This is a genomic window from Mesorhizobium sp. B2-7-3 (genome assembly GCF_006440715.1).
Taxonomy (GTDB): domain Bacteria; phylum Pseudomonadota; class Alphaproteobacteria; order Rhizobiales; family Rhizobiaceae; genus Mesorhizobium; species Mesorhizobium australicum.
Genome location: NZ_VFTY01000001.1, coordinates 735215 through 751098 on the forward strand (window position 1 = coordinate 735215; position 15884 = coordinate 751098).

Here is a 15884-nt window from a genome sequence, read left to right on the forward strand (position 1 = left end):
GCTCTAACTCTTTGTCTTCACGCAATTCCGGACGGAAAACCGTTACACGCTTTTCCTGGGATTGCTTTAGCCTGCGCGTCGCATGCGGGCCGCGTAGAAGCCGTCGAGACCGGAAATCTCGGGTGCGCCCAGCACCATGTCGGCGGGCGTGGTGCGCAGCGTGCCATCGGATGTGAGGAACGGGTCGAGACAGGCAAATTCATTCGGCCGGATCGGATCGGTGGTCACCCCCGGATTGTCGACCAGGAAGGCGCGATAGAGTTCCTCGCCTTCCCGCGGATCGAGCGAACAATTGGAAAAGACGATCTGGCCGCCGGGCCTGACCAGCATCACGGCGCGGGCGAGCAGCCTGCGTTGCAGGTCGGCGAGTTTTTCGACGTCCGCCGCCGTCTTGGTCCACGGCACGTCGGGATGTCGCCGAACGGTGCCGGTCGAGGAACATGGCGCGTCGAGAAGCACGGCGTCGAACAACTCCGCCGGCTCGTATTTGAGCAGATCGGCCTGGACGATTTCGGCGGAGAGGCCGAGGCGGGCAAGGTTCTGCGTCAACCGCGCCAGCCGGTTCTTCGAAGTGTCGACGGCGGTGACCTTGGCACCGGCGAGAATGAGCTGCGCGGTCTTGCCGCCGGGCGCGGCGCAGAGATCGGCGACGCGCAATCCGCTGACATCGCCGAACAGTCTTGCCGGCAAGCTGGCGGCCGCGTCCTGGACCCACCATGCACCCTCCGCGAAGCCCGGCAATTCGGTGACAGCGCCGGCAAGCTTCTCCACCCGAACCGTGCCCGTCGGCAGGACAATGCCGCCAAGCTTTTCGGCCCAGAGTTCGGGATCGGCCTTGACCGAGAAATCAACCGGCGCCTCGTGGCGGTGGGCAGCCAGGATCTGCCGGGCCTTCTCGGCGCCATAGGCGGCCTTCAGCCGGTCGGAAAACCATTTCGGCGCTTCGTCGGTGGCGGCAAGCGCGGCCGGAAGCTCGGATTCCTTGGCCCGCGCGAGCGTGCGCAGCACACCGTTGACCAGGCCGGAAAAGCGCTGCGTGCGAGGATCGGACTTGGCGTGGGTCACCGCGAGGTCGACGGCGGCGCTGTCGGGAATATCGAGGAACAGGATCTGCGCCGCCGCCACATGCAGGATATGCGACAAGGCGGTCGCGTTGGGCGGCAGCAGCTTTTCCAGGCGCCGCGCCAGGAGCCCCGCTATGGTCATGCGGTAGCGCAGCGCGGTGACCAGTATGGCGCGTACCAGGCCACGGTCGCGCAGATCGAGCGCCTTGTATTGCGGATGGCCGTTCTCGTGATCGGTCAGGCCGTCGAGCGGCGTGCGGGCGTCGATGACGGCGGCCAGCAGCCGTGCCGCCGCCTTGCGCGCGGCAAGGCCGGCAACGAATTCGCCGCCGGCATTGTGATCCTGATCGCCTGGAACCGTGCGTCGAGGTGCCCTGCCCGCGACACTCACGACCACCGGCCCTTGGGCCCGGTCGGATTGCGACCCCACGGATTGGATTTTGGGCTGGCCGGCCCGGTCGCCGGTTCTGGCGCGGTTGGCTTGCCCCACGGTCCGGTCATCTCCGGCTCGTCAGCCTGCGTTGACATCGGCGCTTGGCGCTGCGTGGCTGGCGGAGCGCCTTCGCCCATCCGCTGTGCCATCGCCTGCAGCGCGGCAATGCGGTTGTCGGTGCTCGGATGGGTGGAGAACAGACTGTCCATGCGCTCGCCATGCAGGGGGTTGATGATGAAGAGATGCGCCATCGCCGGATTGCGCTCGGCATCGGGATTGGGAATGCGTTCGGCCCCGCTGGCGATCTTGTCAAGCGCGGAGGCCAGCCACAGCGGGTGTCCACAGATTTCGGCGCCGCGCCGGTCGGCCTCGTACTCGCGAGTACGGCTGACCGCCATCTGCACGATCATGGCGGCGAAGGGCGCCACGATCATCGCCGCCAGCACGCCGACAAAGCCGAATGGATTGTTGTTTTCGCGGCTGCCGCCGAGGAAAAAGGCGAAATTGCCGAGCATCGAGATGGCGCCGGCAAAGGTGGCCACGATGGTCATGGTCAGCGTGTCGCGGTGCTGGACATGGGCGAGCTCATGCGCCATCACGGCGGCGACCTCCTCATGGGTCAGCCGCTGCAGCAGGCCGGTGGAGGCGGCGACCGCCGCGTTCTGCGGATTGCGTCCGGTGGCAAAGGCATTCGGTTGCGGATTGTCGATCAGATAGGTCCTGGGCATCGGCAGGCCGGCCTGCTTGGCCAGCGCCTGGACGATGGCGTAATATTCCGGCGCGTTTTTCTCGTCGACCTCGACGGCGCGATTCATCGACAGCACCATCTTGTCGGCGTTCCAGTAGCTGAACAAATTGGTGCCGGCGGCAATGACCAACGCGATCATCATGCCGCCCGAACCGCCGATCAAAAAGCCGACGCCCATGAACAGCGCCGTCATGGCGGCGAGAAGCATGGCGGTGCGAATGGTATTCATCGTCTGCTCCTGTCCGGATGGTGGTGAAAAAGGCTCGATCCTCGTGAGGTCATCGCTATATGATGGGAAACGCCCGTTCCCGTTTCAATCCACTGGAAATATCGCATGAACGACGAAACCAGTAAAACGCCGCCCGGCCCGGACGATGGCACGCCGCCACGGGAGCTGACGCCCGCCGCCCGCCGCGCGCTGCAGGAAGCCGAGGCAAGGCGGCAGGACTACCGCCGCAAGGAAGCAGCACTTCCGCGGGAGATCGGCGGCCGTGGCGGCAAGGAGCCCGGCCGCTATGGTGACTGGGAGGTCAAAGGCCTGACCAGTGATTTCTAGCGACTGATCTCAAGCAGCGTTGCGCTGCGGCTCGAGCGCAACCCAGCCTCGCTCGTCGACGGTGATGCCGATTGCGTCATAACCTGATATCGCGGCGTGCTGTGTTGCCAGGGGGTGCTGGTGCGTGGCGTTGATCACCATGACCGAAGCGCCCGCCGCCTCCGCCGCCGCGATGCCGGCCGGGGCGTCCTCGAACACCAGGCAATCGCGCGCGTCGAAGCCAAGGCGTCTTGCGCCGAGCTGGAAGCAATCTGGCGCCGGCTTGCCGCGGGAAACGTCCTCCGCCGCGACGAGGACCGCGGGGACGGGAATGCCGGCGACCTTCATGCGTGCAAGCGCCAACGAGCGTGGCGCCGAGGTTACGATCGCCCAGCGCTCCGGCGGCAGGGATTTGAGGAATGCCACGGCGCCGGCGATCTGGACGATGCCGTCGAGATCGTCGGCCTCGGCCTTCAGCAGCAGATCCGCTTCGTGTCTCGGGTCGACGCCCGGAAGCGCCAGGGCGGTGATGGTCTCGATCGCCCGTACGCCGTGGATCGTCGGCAGGAAGGCCGCGACATCGAGGCCGTGGCGCTGCGCCCAATCGCCCCAGACCCGCTCCGCCGAGGCGATGGAATTGATGAGCGTGCCGTCCATATCGAAGAGGAAGGCGGCGAATTTTCTGCCAGCAAACATGATTTTCCTTGAAGTGCGGGGGAGGGGTCGAGGGAGGACGCAACCGTAACGCCAAGGCGGTGACATGGAAAGGCGCGCGAGCGCATTTGGGGCGCGATCCAGGGAACCACCGTCACCTTGCAACGTTTCAAACGTACAATTCCCACCACGCGAACCAAGGGACGACGCCCATGCTGATACGCCTCGGCTATGAGATTGCCATCGAATGCGCCGAGGCCACTCCGGTGATTTCGCTGCTCGAGATTCACAAGGACAGGCAGGCCGACATCAAGCGGCAGACGCGTGTCCTGACCTCGCCTTCGGTGCCGACCAGACTCTATCATGACCTGCACGGCAATGCCTGCCGCCGCTTCACGGCGCCGGCCGGCGGCTTTCGCATCCTTTATGACGCGGTCGTGGAGGACAGCGGCGAGACGGATGAGGTCAATACGCTGGCCCGGGAAATGCCCGTCGCCGAGCTGCCTGACGAGGTGCTGTTCTATCTCCTGGGCAGCCGCTATTGCGAGACGGATCATCTGAGTAACCTTGCCTGGCAGCTCTTCGGCCATCTTCCTTCCGGCTGGGCGCGGGTGCAGGCGATCGTCGACTATGTCCATAACCGCCTGTCCTTCGGCTACGGCTATGCCCGTTCGACCCGCACCGCCGCGCAAGCGCACGAGGAACGTGTCGGGGTGTGCCGAGACTTTGCCCATCTGGCGATCACGCTCTGCCGCTGCATGAACATTCCGGCGCGCTACGTGAACGGCTACCTCGGCGATATCGGCGTGCCGGCGGATCCCGCGCCGATGGATTTCTCGGCCTGGATGGAAGCCTTCCTGGACGGCAAGTGGTATACGTTCGACCCGCGCCACAACCGGCCGAGGACCGGTCGCGTCGTCATTGCGCGCGGCCGCGACGCCACCGACGTTCCCTTGCTGCACAGTTTCGGCCCGCACCGGCTGAGCTTGTTCAAGGTATGGACCTACGAACAGGAAGGCAGGCTGTTCAATCCACCCTATCACGGCATCGACAGGACGGTCAGCGCGCGGATGCTGGCCTAACTGCGTTGATATTCAGGTGAGGCCGGGCTGCAAATGGCTTGGCCTGACATGAATCTCAACACACCTGGCCGGGTTTGTGCCTCGACATGCTTCGCAATCCTGGGACAGTTGGCCCGCTTCGGCACAGAGATGCTGTGCCGCAACAAGACGTCGCCAGACACCGGACCAGCACTTCGCTATGGGCATGGTAAGCGTCCGGTAAAGGTGCGCGCGGATACACGCTGACGTTTACCGACCGTTCACCTTCTTACCCCGTGAAAATCCAATAAAAGCAATGTTCTGCTGGTGAATTCCCGATCGCGGATCGGGTCGCCTCCCGTTCCGGCTGGAATCCTGCATTGCCCCCGATGCGGCGACGAGGCCGAGGCAAGTGGAGGCTGTTGGATGCGGAATTACGGGGGTCTTGTTCACGCGGTCGGCGGCTTCGCCAGAGACCGCAGTGGAAATTTCGCGGTCCTGTTCGGCTTTGCTGCCTCGGTCTTGGCGCTGGCCGCAGGCTTCTCGGTCAATATCACGCAGCTCTACAACGCCAGATCGAGCCTGCAGGGCGTGATCGACGCGGCAGTGACATCGACGGCACGTGACCTGACCACCGGCGCCATCAAGGAGGCCGACGCAAACAAATCCGTGCAGGCCTTTCTCGACGCCAACGGCACGGGGGGCATTCTGCACGCTGGCCAGATCGTGCTCGACAAGCTGATCGTCGACAGGACCGCCAACACGGTCCAGGCGGATGCCCACGTCGATGTCGGCCTCTATTTCCCGTTGTTCAGCACCGGTGACATGCAGCGCGTCGGCGCTTCCACCAAAGCGCTCTATTCCGACAAGCAGATAGAGGTGGCCATGATGCTCGACATAACGGGATCGATGGCCAAGCGGGGCAACGTCAACAAGATCGGCGATCTGAAAGTCGCTGCGACGAACGCCGTCAAGACGATGCTCGAGAACCAAGACCCGAAGAACCCCCGCGTCCGTGTCGCGATTGTGCCCTACGCATCTGGCGTGAACGCCGGAAAACTGGCCGAAAACGTCTATGCCGAGAAGCAAGGGAGTTCCGAACTACCACCCGTCGCCGGCAGTTCGCTTCTCGTTGCCAAGACGGGCAAAAATCTGCTGCCGACCTTCAGCGACTACGTCTCCATAGTTGGGGCGGCCATGCCACACCCGGATAATTGCGCCACAGAGCGCAAGAATAAGAACGGCGATGCCGACTTGAGCGCCGATGGCCCTGACACGGTTCGCACAGACAGGAACGGCAAGAAATATTATGCCCTGGTGAATCGGGACGATCATCTCAGCGACCAGGGAATGAACAAGTGTCCTGACGCGCAAGTGATCCCGCTGACCGCGGATTCGGAGGCATTGCTTGATTCGATCGACGACTTCCAGGCCGATGGTTATACGGCCGGCGCGATCGCCATTCAGTGGACCTATTACATGCTGTCGCCGCAATGGCGCGCTGCGATCGAGAATGCCGGTCTCGGCAACGGCGCTTCGAACGCCGATGCGAAGAAGGTCGCCAAGGTTGCGATCCTGATGACCGATGGCCAGTTCAATACCGCCTTCGCGGGTGTTGCTGGGAGATACAACAGCCAGGGCAATCTTGCGCGCGGCAATGCTGAAACGCTGTGCGACAATATGAAAAATGACGACATCGAGATTTTCACCATCGGCTTCGACCTCAACGAAAAGGATATGTCGGCAACCGAGAGGGATCAGGCAAAGGCGGTGCTAAAGGATTGTTCTTCGAAAGACGCCTCCGCCGCCGAGAGACATTATTTCGAGGTGTCCACCGGGCTGGAATTGGATAATGCCTTTCAGGAAATCATCCGCAACACCGAAAAGGTCGTACTGACCCAATAGACCGTAAAAAGGAAAAGGCCGCCGCTTCTTTCGAAGCCGGCGGCCTTCCGTGTTTCCGTCCATGGCGCGGCTCAATGGTGGTGACGCTTACGTCACCGACCGCGCATCTCGCGCCTTAACGGGAAGACTGCTTCCCGAAAGTGCAATCCGCTGAGCCCACGTTCTGGAAAACGAAATCACTCGACATCGGATCACCTCCTTTCGATTTGTTGAACACACACTCATGATGGGGTGCGTTGCAGCAAATGACAAGATGCCGGGTGGAAAAAGCGTGACGTGCTTGCGATCCGCGGCCCAAAAAGACAACATCGCGTCATCGACTGCGGGGAAGGGCATGGACGCCACCGAAAGAGCTGCGCGCATCGTTCGAACGGTAGTCGAGGCGATCAAGCCCGGCTTCGCGGTCAGGCTGTGGACCGGCGAGCGGATCGGCCCCGCCACCGGCCCCGTGCTGATCATCAACGACCACGATATTGTCTGGCAGATCGTTCGCCGACCGTCCCTGTCGACTCTTATCGAGATGTGGATTTCCAAGGCAGTCGACATCGAGGACGGATCGCTGTTCGATTTCTATGCCCTGCCTTCGACGGGCAAGCTGCGGTCGAAGCTGAAGGCATTGCCGAAACGGGCGCTTCTGCGTGACTTGCCGGCGGTGCTGTTTTCGAGAAAGCAGATGGCGTCGCGAGTTGATCTCGCCGGGCGCAACCCGTTCGTCAGCGGCTCCAGCAAGGAGGCGATCCAGCATCACTATGATATCTCGAACGCCTTTTACGGGCTCTTTCTCGACGAGCGCATGGTCTATAGCTGCGGGTATTTCCAGGATTTCGCAAACGGCATCGACGAAGCGCAGGTCGACAAGCTCGACCATATCTGCCGCAAGCTTCGGCTGAAGCCCGGCGAAAGATTGCTCGACATCGGCTGCGGCTGGGGCGCGATGCTGATCCACGCCGCGAAAAACTATGGTGTCGTCGGACACGGCGTCTCGCTGTCGCAAGCCCAGACCTCACTAGCGCGCGAGCGCATTCGCGCCGAGGGTCTGGAGGACAAGATCACCATCGAGATAAAGTCCTATGCGGAGCTCACCGGCACCTTCGACAAGATATCGTCCATCGGCATGTTCGAGCATCTGGGCCTGGCAAACCATGCCGCTTATTTCTCCGCTGTCCACCGGCTGCTGAAACCGGGCGGCATCTATCTGCATCACGCCATCACAAGGCGCAGCAAGGGCGACATCAAGAAGACCCTGCGCAAGGGGCCGGAATACAAGGCGCTGATCAAATACATCTTCCCGGGTGGCGAACTCGACACGATCGGCATGACATCAGGCAATCTCGAAGCACACGGCTTCCTCGTCTATGACGTCGAGAATTTGCGCGAGCACTATGCCCGCACCTGCAGGCTTTGGGCCGAGCGTCTGCAGGCGCGGTTCGACGAGGCGATCGCCGAGGTCGGCGAAGCCAAGGCGCGGCTGTGGCTGCTTTACCTGAGCGGGTGCTCCATCACCTTCGAACGCGCCTCGGCGCAGATATTCCAGACTGTCGCCACCAAACGCGCGCGAGGCCCGAGCGGCCTGCCACCGACGCGGGCGGATCTTTATCGATAGGCTTGGGCCGGAAGGTCAGACGAACCGCATCGGCGCGCCGGTCTCGACACGACCCGGCCGGTCGACGGTGCAGTAGACGCCGAGATTGTGGGCGTTGTGGCGGACCAGATTGCGCAGGATGCCCGGATCATCGTCGAAACCGTCCTGGGAGATGATGGTGAAGCCGCAGCGGCGGCACGGCTCGGAGATGGTCAGGACGAGGTCGCCGATGGCGAGCTTCTTGCCGATCCATTCGGTTTCAGGAAACGAGCCGTCGACCGAGGCCATGTCGACGACGATGTTGGGACGGAAGCGGCGCGGATCGGCGACCCCCTCCGGATGGAGCGCCTCCAGCCGTGCCAGCGAGGCGGTGGTCAGGAGATGGATCGGTGCCTTGCGGTAGCGCTCCGCGGTCAGCGGCCCGGCATAGCCGGCCGCGTTCTCCCCGCGGAACGGCCGGATCGAGGCGCGGAAGCCGAGATAGGCCGACACGACGCGGTCGCATTCGGCGCCGGGGGCGGCGAGCCAGTCGCCATCGGGGACGGCGATTTCCAGTTCGCTGTCGCGGCTCAGCCGGGTGCGGATGCGCGGCACCTTGTTCCACTTGGCGTCACGATCGGGCCGGGCGATCTCATTGTCCGAAGCATCGACAAGGCCGAACAGGCGGTCGCCCTCGATCCCAGCCGGTCCAACCAGGATGGTGTCCCGGCGCTCGCCGGCGAGCGAACTTGCCGGATAGCGCCACAACTGAGTGACGGTGCCCAATACCGCGTCTTCCCGCATCAGCCCTTCTTGTTCTGCCTGTTGGCAACGAGGTCGTCGACCACGGCCGGATCGGCAAGCGTCGAGGTGTCGCCGAGCGCGGAAAAATCATCCTCGGCGATCTTGCGCAGGATGCGCCGCATGATCTTGCCCGAACGCGTCTTGGGCAGGCCGGGCGCGAACTGGATCTTGTCCGGCGTGGCGATGGCGCCAATCTCCTTGCGGACATGGGCGACAAGCTCCTTGCGCAGATCCTCGCTCGGCTGCCCGCCGGCCATCAGGGTGACGTAGCAATAGATGCCTTGGCCCTTGATATCATGGGGATAGCCGACGACGGCGGCCTCGGAAACCTTGTCATGGCTGACCAGGGCCGATTCGACCTCGGCCGTGCCCATGCGGTGGCCGGAGACGTTGATGACGTCGTCGACGCGGCCGGTGATCCAGTAGTAGCCATCGGCGTCGCGGCGGCAGCCGTCACCGGTGAAGTATTTTCCTTTGTAGGCGGAGAAATAGGTCTGCACGAAACGGTCGTGATCGCCATAGACGGTGCGCATCTGGCCGGGCCAGGAATCGGTGATGCAGAGGTTGCCGTCGGCCGCACCGTCCACCACCTTGCCCTCGCTATCGACCAGCTGCGGCTTGATGCCGAAGAAGGGCCGTGTCGCCGAACCCGCCTTGAGGTCGGTGGCGCCCGGCAGCGGCGTGATCAGGATGCCGCCGGTCTCGGTCTGCCACCATGTATCGACGATCGGGACCCTGCCGTCGCCGACGACGTTGAAATACCACTCCCATGCTTCCGGGTTGATCGGCTCGCCGACCGAGCCCAGCACGCGCAGCGACTTGCGAGAGGTCTTCTTCACATGCGCGTCGCCGGCACCCATTAGCGCGCGCAGCGCCGTCGGCGCGGTGTAGAAGATGTTGACCTTGTGCTTGTCAATGACTTCCCAGAAGCGCGACTGAGAGGGGTAGTTCGGCACGCCCTCGAACATCAGCGTGGTGGCGCCGTTGGCGAGCGGCCCGTAGACGATGTAGCTGTGGCCGGTCACCCAGCCGACATCTGCGGTGCACCAATAGATGTCGCCGTCATGATAGTCGAAGACATATTGGTGCGTCATCGACACATAGACGAGGTAGCCGGCGGTGGTATGCAGCACGCCTTTCGGCTTGCCGGTCGAGCCCGACGTGTAGAGGATGAACAGCGGATCCTCCGCCTTCATCTTCTCCGGCTTGCAATCAGACTTAACCGTCGCGACTTCGTCGTGATACCAGACATCGCGTCCCGGCGCCCAGCCGATCTTGCCGCCGGTGCGGCGCACGACCACAACGGTCTTGACCTTGACATGGTGCTTGGCGGCGATGTCGATCGCCTTGTCGGTGTTTTCCTTGAGCTGAATGGGCTTGCCGCCGCGCAGACCCTCATCGGCGGTGATGACGAAGGTCGATTCGCAATCGACGATGCGGCCGGCCAAGGCGTCCGGCGAAAAGCCGCCGAAGACGACCGAATGGATAGCGCCGATACGCGTGCAGGCCAGCATCGCGTAGGCCGCCTCCGGGATCATCGGCATGTAGATGGTGACGCGGTCGCCTTTCTTGACGCCGTGCTTCTTCATCACATTGGCGAGCCGGCAGACGTGCCCGTAGAGTTCGTTGTAGGTGATTTTCTTGTCGTCGTAGGGGTTGTCGCCTTCCCAGATGATGGCGGTCTGGTCGCCGCGCTTCTTCAGGTGGCGGTCGATGCAATTGTACGAGACATTGGTCTGGCCATCCTCGAACCACTTGATCGAGACCTTGCCGTCGAAGGAGGTGTTCTTGACCTTGGAGAAGGGCTTGAACCAGTCGATGCGCTTGCCGTGCTTGCCCCAGAACTTGTCCGGGTTCTTCACGCTGTCGGCATACCATTTGAGGTAGGTGTCATTGTCGATCAGGGCGTTCTTCTTCCACGCCGGCTGGACGCGATGGACATGAACCTCGGACATTTCTTGGCTTTCCTCCCGAACAGTCCGCCGGCTTGAAACGCCCGCGGGATCGCGGCGACGCAGCCGCGAATTCGGCGGCATTATTACCAGTTCCGTCGCGACGGCAACATTAGACGTTGGATTCGCGCGGCGGGATGCCGCAGGGGCGCTTTCCGGAACTGTCAGCACTCGACGTGGTTCGCTGCTAACCGCATGTTTTTACGCGAAAACTTCCCTTTGAGATCAACAAAAATCAATAGACAGTTAAGTAACGGCGCGCACAATTGGCAGCTGGGAGGAAAGGAGAATCAACCAGGGGACCGCCCAAGGGGACCATAATGCACGACCATCTTGAAATGGACCTGATGCTCAAAGGCTACGGCCTGACCACGGCCAAGATTCTTTATCATTTCCCCGACCACCCGCATCTCCTGCAGAGCTTCGTCTGGCAGGACTACGACATCGCTCCGAAGTTTCCGGTGCTGATCCGGTTCATCGAATTCTGGAAAGCCAAGCTCGACGGGCCGCTGCATTCGGTGCTCTACACGCACCAGAAGCTGATCGCGCCGAATGAATGGCGCAAGGTGGATGGGGAGTTCGTGCTGCATTGAGCGGTGATACAGCTGATCTCCCCCCTTTTGCGGGGGAGATTGGCAGCTTCAACGCCAGCGCGGCTCAAACCGCCGGCGGGTTCAGCCGGGCGAAGCCTTCCTGACGGCGATAGGGGAAGTACGGGTAAGGCGCGGTGACTTCGCTTGCGGCGTCGAGCTTCTTCACCTGCTCCGGCGTCAGCGCCCAGCCGACGGCGCCAAGGTTCTGCCGCAGCTGCTCTTCATTGCGGGCGCCGATGATGACGGAGGAAACGGTCGGACGCCGCAGCAGCCAGTTGATGGCGATCTGCGGCACGGTCTTGCCGGTTTCCTGCGCCACCGCGTCGAGCTCATCCATGACCCGATAGAGATGCTCGTCCCCGACCGGCGGCCCGAAATCAGCCGTCTCGTGCAGCCTGCTCTTTTCCGGCAGAGGCTGGCCACGGCGGATCTTGCCGGTCAGGCGGCCCCAGCCGAGCGGGCTCCAGACCAGCGCGCCGACGCCCTGGTCGAGGCCAAGCGGCATCAGTTCCCATTCGTAATCGCGGCCGAGCAGCGAATAGTAGACCTGATGCGCGGCGTAGCGGGGATAGCCGTGCTTCTCCGCCAAGCCGAGCGACTTCATCACTTGCCAGCCGGAGAAGTTGGAGGCGCCGACATAGCGCAGCTTGCCCGAGCGAACGAGGTCATCCAGCGTCGACAGCACCTCATCGATCGGCGTGCCGGCATCGAAGGCGTGCAGTTGCAGCAGGTCGATATAATCGGTGCCGAGGCGCTTCAGCGCGGCGTCGACCGACTTGATCAGCCGCGAGCGCGAGGAGCCGTAGTCGCCCGGCCCGTCGCCCATCGGCAGCGCCGTCTTGGTCGAGATCAGCACCGCGTCGCGACGGCCCTTGATCGCTTCGCCGAGCACCTCCTCCGAGGCGCCGTTCGAATAGACGTCCGCCGTGTCGAACAGGTTGACGCCGGCCTCGAGACAGATGTCGATCAGCCGCCGCGCTTCCTGCGCGTCGCTGTTGCCCCAGGCGCCGAACAGCGGGCCGGAGCCGCCGAAGGTGCCCGCGCCGAATGAAAGCGCCGGGACCTTCAGGCCCGATGCGCCGAGACGTCGATAGTCCATTTTCTTGCTCCTGGTGTTTTGTGAAGAGGTCGAGAGGATTCGGGTGTCGGCTGGCGTCACGACCGGACGGAGACAGGCGCACCTGATGTGGTGCCACCATCAAGGCGGAGCGCCAGTCCGGCCACGGCGAGCGCCGCGAGCGGCAGCAGGGCGGCGACCCAGGTGAGCGAACCCAGTCCAAGGCCATGGGCGATGACCGCGCCGCCAAGCCAGGCGCCGGCCGCATTGCCGAGATTGAAGGCGGCGATGTTGAACGATGAGGCCAGGCTCTGGCCGGCGCCTTGCGCCTTTTCCAGCACCCACATCTGCAGCGGCGCCACTGTGGCGAAGGCGGCGGCGCCGAGCAGGCCGACATAGATCACGGCCATGACCTGGCTGTGGATGGCGAAGCTCATCGTGGCAAGCACCAGCGCCAGCACCACGAGGCTGCCGAGCACCGCCGGCACCAGCCAGCGATCGGCGATCTTGCCGCCGGCGAGATTGCCGGCGATGAGGCCGCCGCCAAAGACGAGCAGGATCGGCGATACAGCGGCTTCGCTGAAGCCGCTGATCTCGGTGAGCAACGGGGCGATGTAGGTGAAGACGGCGAAGACGCCGGCATAGCCGAGCACCGTGGTGGCGAGGCCGAGCAGGACGGGCGTGCGGCGCAGAACGGCGAGATCGGCGCGCAGATCGCTCTTCTCGGGCGCTGCCTGGCCGCGCGGCACCAGGGCGAGGATGACGGCGAAGGCCGCCAGGCCGACGGCGGTCACCGCCCAGAAGGTCGCACGCCAGCTAAAGGCTTGGCCGAGCCAGGTGCCGAAGGGCACGCCTAAGATGTTGGCGATGGTCAGGCCGGTGAACATCAGCGCGATCGCCGAAGCCTTCCTGTTGGGCGCGACCAGACCAGTGGCGACGACCGAGCCGACGCCAAAGAAGGTGCCGTGGGCGAAGGCGGTGATGATGCGGGCACCCATCAGCGTCCAGTAATCGGGCGCCAGCGCACAAGCGAGGTTGCCAATCGTGAAGATCGCCATCAGCGCCAGCAGCACGGTTTTGCGCGGCCAGTTGCCCGTGGCAATGGTCAACAAGGGTGCACCGATGACGACACCGAGCGCATAAGCAGAGATCAATTGGCCGGCGGCGGAGATCGACACGCCGAGGTCTTTGCTGACATCGATAAGCAGGCCCATGATGACGAATTCGGTAACACCGATGCCAAAAGCACCGGCGGCGAGGGCATAAAGAGCAAGAGGCATGGCGATGGTCCCATCTGTCGGCGAAGGACGCTCAGTCCGCGCCCCGGCCCTGAAGATCATGATCCGCGATGTTGTGAACCAGACTTGCCCAAGGCATACTTCTTGTGAAATAGATTCACAGATGGCCAGGCCCGACATCAACCGTTCCGGCGAGATCGAAGTCTTCGTGCGCGTCGTCGAGGCGGGTAGTTTTTCGGCCGCGGCGCGGCGGCTGCGGATGACGCCATCGGCGGTGAGCAAGCTGATAGCACGGCTCGAAACCCGGCTTGGGGCGCGGCTTGTCAGCCGCTCGACGCGCAAGCTCCAGCTCACGCCGGAAGGGACGGCGTTCTACGACAGCGGCGTGCGCGTGCTCGCCGACATGGATAAGGCCGAGCGTGAAGCGGCGGCAGGAGCCGCGCCGCGCGGCAGGCTGAGAGTTAACAGCTACGTGCCGTTCGGCCAACACCGGCTAATGGAACTGCTGCCGCGCTTTCTGGAGCGCTATCCCGAAATTTTCGTCGAGGCTGTGCTGACCGACAGCGTGGTCGACCTGCTGGAAGAGCGGGCCGATGTCGCGATCCGCGCCGGGCCGCTGCGCGAATCGAGGCTGGTGGCGCGCAAGCTCGGTCAAAGCCGAATGGTGGTGGTCGCGGCACCTTCCTATCTCGAAGCACATGGCACGCCGCGCACGCTGTCCGATCTCGGGCGTCACAACATGCTCGCCTTCAGTTTCGCGCGGCATATCGACGGCTGGCCTTTTATCGATACGGCAGGCGCGCCGGTGATCACCCCGGTTGTCGGAAACCTGGCATTGACCGATGGCGAGGCGATGCGCCAAACGACCGTCGCCGGGGCCGGCATTGCCCGACTGGCGCGCTGGCATGTCGAGCCCGACATCGCCGCCGGCAGGCTGGTGCCGCTGCTGGAAGATTTCAACCCCGGCGACGAAGAGCCGACGCATGCTGTCTATGTCGGCCAGGGCAAACACCTGCCGGCACGTGTGCGGGCCTTTCTCGACTTTCTTGCCGAGACCGTTCGGCTGTAATCGAAGCCGCGCGTCGATGAGACGCGCGGCGTAGAAGGACCGGCTTGCCAGCGGTACGCGCTATGCCTTCGGCACGAAAGGCGCCGGACGACGGCCGGCGCCCTGGCGTTCGACCATCCAGCCGGGATATTCGGCGGGTAGTGCGCTCACTTCGTCAAGCCTGGCGAGATCGTCGGCATCGAGCTTGAGGCTGGTGGCGGCAAGGTTCTGCTCGAGCTGGTCCATGCGGCTGGCGCCGATGATCACGCTCATCACGAAAGGCTTGGCCAGGACATAGCCGAGCGCCACGGTCGCGACGCCGACATCATGCTTCTCGGCGACCTCCCGCATGACGGCGACCGCCGCCCAGGCGCGGTCCTCGTTGACCGGCGGGAAGTTGAAGGACGCGCGGCGGCCCTCGCCATTGCCCGGCGCGCCGGGCCCATATTTGCCGGACAGCAGCCCGCCAGCCATCGGCGACCACACCATCAGGCCGAGCTTCTCCTCGTTGATCAGCGGCACGATCTCGCGTTCGAGGTCGCGGCCGGCGATCGAATAATAGGACTGGACGGTCTCGAAGCGGGCAAAGCCCTTGCGGTCGGCGATGCCGAGCGCCTTGGCGATGCGCCAAGCCTGCCAGTTGGAGACGCCGACATAGCGGACCTTTCCGCTGGAGACGAGATCATCAAGTGCCCGCAGCGTCTCGTCGATCGGCGTCACCGCATCGGTGCCGTGCAACTGATAGAGATCGATATGGTCGAGCTGCAGCCGCTCCAAGCTGGCGTCGACCGAATCCATGATATGGCCGCGCGAGGAGCCGCGCTGGTTTGGTCCCTCACCCATGGCGCCGTGGACCTTGGTGGCGATGACCACGTTTGACCGGGTAACACCGAGATCCCTAAGCGACTGACCAAGCAGGCGTTCGGACTCGCCGACGGAATAGACGTCGGCCTTGTCGAAGAAGTTGACGCCGGCGGCGATCGAGCGGCCGACGATCTCGTTGACGCCCTTCTGGTCGAGGCTGGCGATCAGGCCCCATTGGGCGTTCTGGCCGGCGGCGCCGAAGGTCATGGTGCCGAGGCAAAGTTCGGAGACGAATAGCCCCGTGTTTCCAAGCTGATTGTAACGCATCGTGAGACTCCAGGAGGATGTGCGGTGACATCAAGGCAAATAGGAACGGCACGTTTCGTTTCAAGCACTGGTATAATGGTGCTTGTGGATCAGGCCCAGCGATATGCACGGCAAGCTGGAA

The 15884-nt window shown here is 63.5% G+C and carries 14 protein-coding genes; 6 read left to right on the top strand and 8 right to left on the bottom strand.

Translation table 11 applies throughout. The annotated features are described in order from the left end of the window. Positions 1–66 precede the first annotated feature (66 nt). Both FJW04_RS03745 and htpX read right to left on the bottom strand, forming a co-directional pair. A complete protein-coding gene (locus tag FJW04_RS03745) occupies positions 67–1455 on the bottom strand; it encodes an RsmB/NOP family class I SAM-dependent RNA methyltransferase (RefSeq protein WP_181172863.1) in 1389 nt (462 codons plus the stop codon). Continuing rightward, on the bottom strand, positions 1452–2474 hold the full coding sequence (htpX, locus tag FJW04_RS03750; protein ID WP_140712393.1) for a zinc metalloprotease HtpX: 1023 nt from the start codon (positions 2472–2474) through the stop codon (positions 1452–1454). Before htpX ends, FJW04_RS03745 begins: the two co-directional genes overlap by 4 nt. A gap of 105 nt (positions 2475–2579) precedes the next feature. On the opposite strand from htpX, the gene FJW04_RS03755 reads away from it, so the two are divergent. Then, on the top strand, positions 2580–2801 hold the full coding sequence (locus FJW04_RS03755) for a DUF1674 domain-containing protein (RefSeq protein ID WP_015315148.1): 222 nt from the start codon (positions 2580–2582) through the stop codon (positions 2799–2801). A 9-nt stretch (positions 2802–2810) separates the two neighbouring features. Here FJW04_RS03755 and FJW04_RS03760 read toward each other — a convergent pair whose 3' ends face one another. Then, positions 2811–3476, bottom strand: coding sequence for an HAD-IA family hydrolase (locus tag FJW04_RS03760; RefSeq protein WP_140712395.1), 666 nt, complete (start codon positions 3474–3476; stop codon positions 2811–2813). Positions 3477–3646: 170 nt separating this feature from the next. Between FJW04_RS03760 and FJW04_RS03765 the strand changes: the two genes are divergently transcribed. The 3 genes from FJW04_RS03765 (at position 3647) to FJW04_RS03775 (ending at position 7982) form a co-directional block, all read left to right on the top strand. Continuing rightward, a complete protein-coding gene (locus FJW04_RS03765) occupies positions 3647–4516 on the top strand; it encodes a transglutaminase family protein (protein WP_015315150.1) in 870 nt (289 codons plus the stop codon). Between the two features lie 384 nt (positions 4517–4900). Beyond that, complete coding sequence (locus tag FJW04_RS03770; protein ID WP_140712397.1) at positions 4901–6379, top strand: TadE/TadG family type IV pilus assembly protein; 1479 nt, start codon at positions 4901–4903, stop codon at positions 6377–6379. A 334-nt stretch (positions 6380–6713) separates the two neighbouring features. Beyond that, positions 6714–7982 carry a cyclopropane-fatty-acyl-phospholipid synthase family protein gene (locus tag FJW04_RS03775; protein WP_140712399.1) on the top strand — a complete coding sequence of 423 codons (1269 nt, stop codon included), beginning with the start codon at positions 6714–6716 and terminating at the stop codon, positions 7980–7982. A 15-nt stretch (positions 7983–7997) separates the two neighbouring features. Here FJW04_RS03775 and FJW04_RS03780 read toward each other — a convergent pair whose 3' ends face one another. Then, on the bottom strand, positions 7998–8744 hold the full coding sequence (locus tag FJW04_RS03780) for an MOSC domain-containing protein (protein ID WP_140712401.1): 747 nt from the start codon (positions 8742–8744) through the stop codon (positions 7998–8000). Continuing rightward, positions 8744–10699 carry an acetate--CoA ligase gene (acs, locus tag FJW04_RS03785; RefSeq protein ID WP_140712403.1) on the bottom strand — a complete coding sequence of 652 codons (1956 nt, stop codon included), beginning with the start codon at positions 10697–10699 and terminating at the stop codon, positions 8744–8746. Before acs ends, FJW04_RS03780 begins: the two co-directional genes overlap by 1 nt. A gap of 317 nt (positions 10700–11016) precedes the next feature. On the opposite strand from acs, the gene FJW04_RS03790 reads away from it, so the two are divergent. Next, entirely contained in the window at positions 11017–11289 is a 273-nt protein-coding gene (locus FJW04_RS03790) for an aspartate-semialdehyde dehydrogenase (protein WP_140712405.1), read from the top strand. Positions 11290–11353: 64 nt separating this feature from the next. On the opposite strand, the gene FJW04_RS03795 is transcribed toward FJW04_RS03790, so the two are convergent. Together FJW04_RS03795 and FJW04_RS03800 are read right to left on the bottom strand one after the other, a co-directional pair. Continuing rightward, the gene (locus tag FJW04_RS03795; protein WP_140712407.1) at positions 11354–12388 is read right to left on the bottom strand and encodes an aldo/keto reductase; all 1035 of its coding nucleotides are present in this window, start codon (positions 12386–12388) and stop codon (positions 11354–11356) included. Positions 12389–12444: 56 nt separating this feature from the next. After that, positions 12445–13626: an MFS transporter gene (locus FJW04_RS03800; RefSeq protein WP_140712409.1), complete on the bottom strand. Its 1182-nt coding sequence runs from the start codon at positions 13624–13626 to the stop codon at positions 12445–12447. A gap of 121 nt (positions 13627–13747) precedes the next feature. On the opposite strand from FJW04_RS03800, the gene FJW04_RS03805 reads away from it, so the two are divergent. After that, positions 13748–14653 carry a LysR family transcriptional regulator gene (locus FJW04_RS03805; RefSeq protein WP_140712411.1) on the top strand — a complete coding sequence of 302 codons (906 nt, stop codon included), beginning with the start codon at positions 13748–13750 and terminating at the stop codon, positions 14651–14653. A 60-nt stretch (positions 14654–14713) separates the two neighbouring features. Here FJW04_RS03805 and FJW04_RS03810 read toward each other — a convergent pair whose 3' ends face one another. Beyond that, a complete protein-coding gene (locus tag FJW04_RS03810) occupies positions 14714–15763 on the bottom strand; it encodes an aldo/keto reductase (RefSeq protein WP_140712413.1) in 1050 nt (349 codons plus the stop codon). Between the last annotated feature and the right edge of the window lie 121 nt (positions 15764–15884).

Excerpts from the sequence above, each read along its gene's own strand:
- htpX (WP_140712393.1), bottom strand. The coding sequence starts at position 2,474 with ATGAATACCATTCGCACCGCCATGCTTCTCGCCGCCATGACGGCGCTG.
- FJW04_RS03755 (WP_015315148.1), top strand. The coding sequence starts at position 2,580 with ATGAACGACGAAACCAGTAAAACGCCGCCCGGCCCGGACGATGGCACG.
- FJW04_RS03760 (WP_140712395.1), bottom strand. The coding sequence starts at position 3,476 with ATGTTTGCTGGCAGAAAATTCGCCGCCTTCCTCTTCGATATGGACGGC.
- FJW04_RS03765 (WP_015315150.1), top strand. The coding sequence starts at position 3,647 with ATGCTGATACGCCTCGGCTATGAGATTGCCATCGAATGCGCCGAGGCC.
- FJW04_RS03770 (WP_140712397.1), top strand. The coding sequence starts at position 4,901 with ATGCGGAATTACGGGGGTCTTGTTCACGCGGTCGGCGGCTTCGCCAGA.
- FJW04_RS03775 (WP_140712399.1), top strand. The coding sequence starts at position 6,714 with ATGGACGCCACCGAAAGAGCTGCGCGCATCGTTCGAACGGTAGTCGAG.
- FJW04_RS03780 (WP_140712401.1), bottom strand. The coding sequence starts at position 8,744 with ATGCGGGAAGACGCGGTATTGGGCACCGTCACTCAGTTGTGGCGCTAT.
- acs (WP_140712403.1), bottom strand. The coding sequence starts at position 10,699 with ATGTCCGAGGTTCATGTCCATCGCGTCCAGCCGGCGTGGAAGAAGAAC.
- FJW04_RS03790 (WP_140712405.1), top strand. The coding sequence starts at position 11,017 with ATGCACGACCATCTTGAAATGGACCTGATGCTCAAAGGCTACGGCCTG.
- FJW04_RS03795 (WP_140712407.1), bottom strand. The coding sequence starts at position 12,388 with ATGGACTATCGACGTCTCGGCGCATCGGGCCTGAAGGTCCCGGCGCTT.
- FJW04_RS03800 (WP_140712409.1), bottom strand. The coding sequence starts at position 13,626 with ATGCCTCTTGCTCTTTATGCCCTCGCCGCCGGTGCTTTTGGCATCGGT.
- FJW04_RS03805 (WP_140712411.1), top strand. The coding sequence starts at position 13,748 with ATGGCCAGGCCCGACATCAACCGTTCCGGCGAGATCGAAGTCTTCGTG.
- FJW04_RS03810 (WP_140712413.1), bottom strand. The coding sequence starts at position 15,763 with ATGCGTTACAATCAGCTTGGAAACACGGGGCTATTCGTCTCCGAACTT.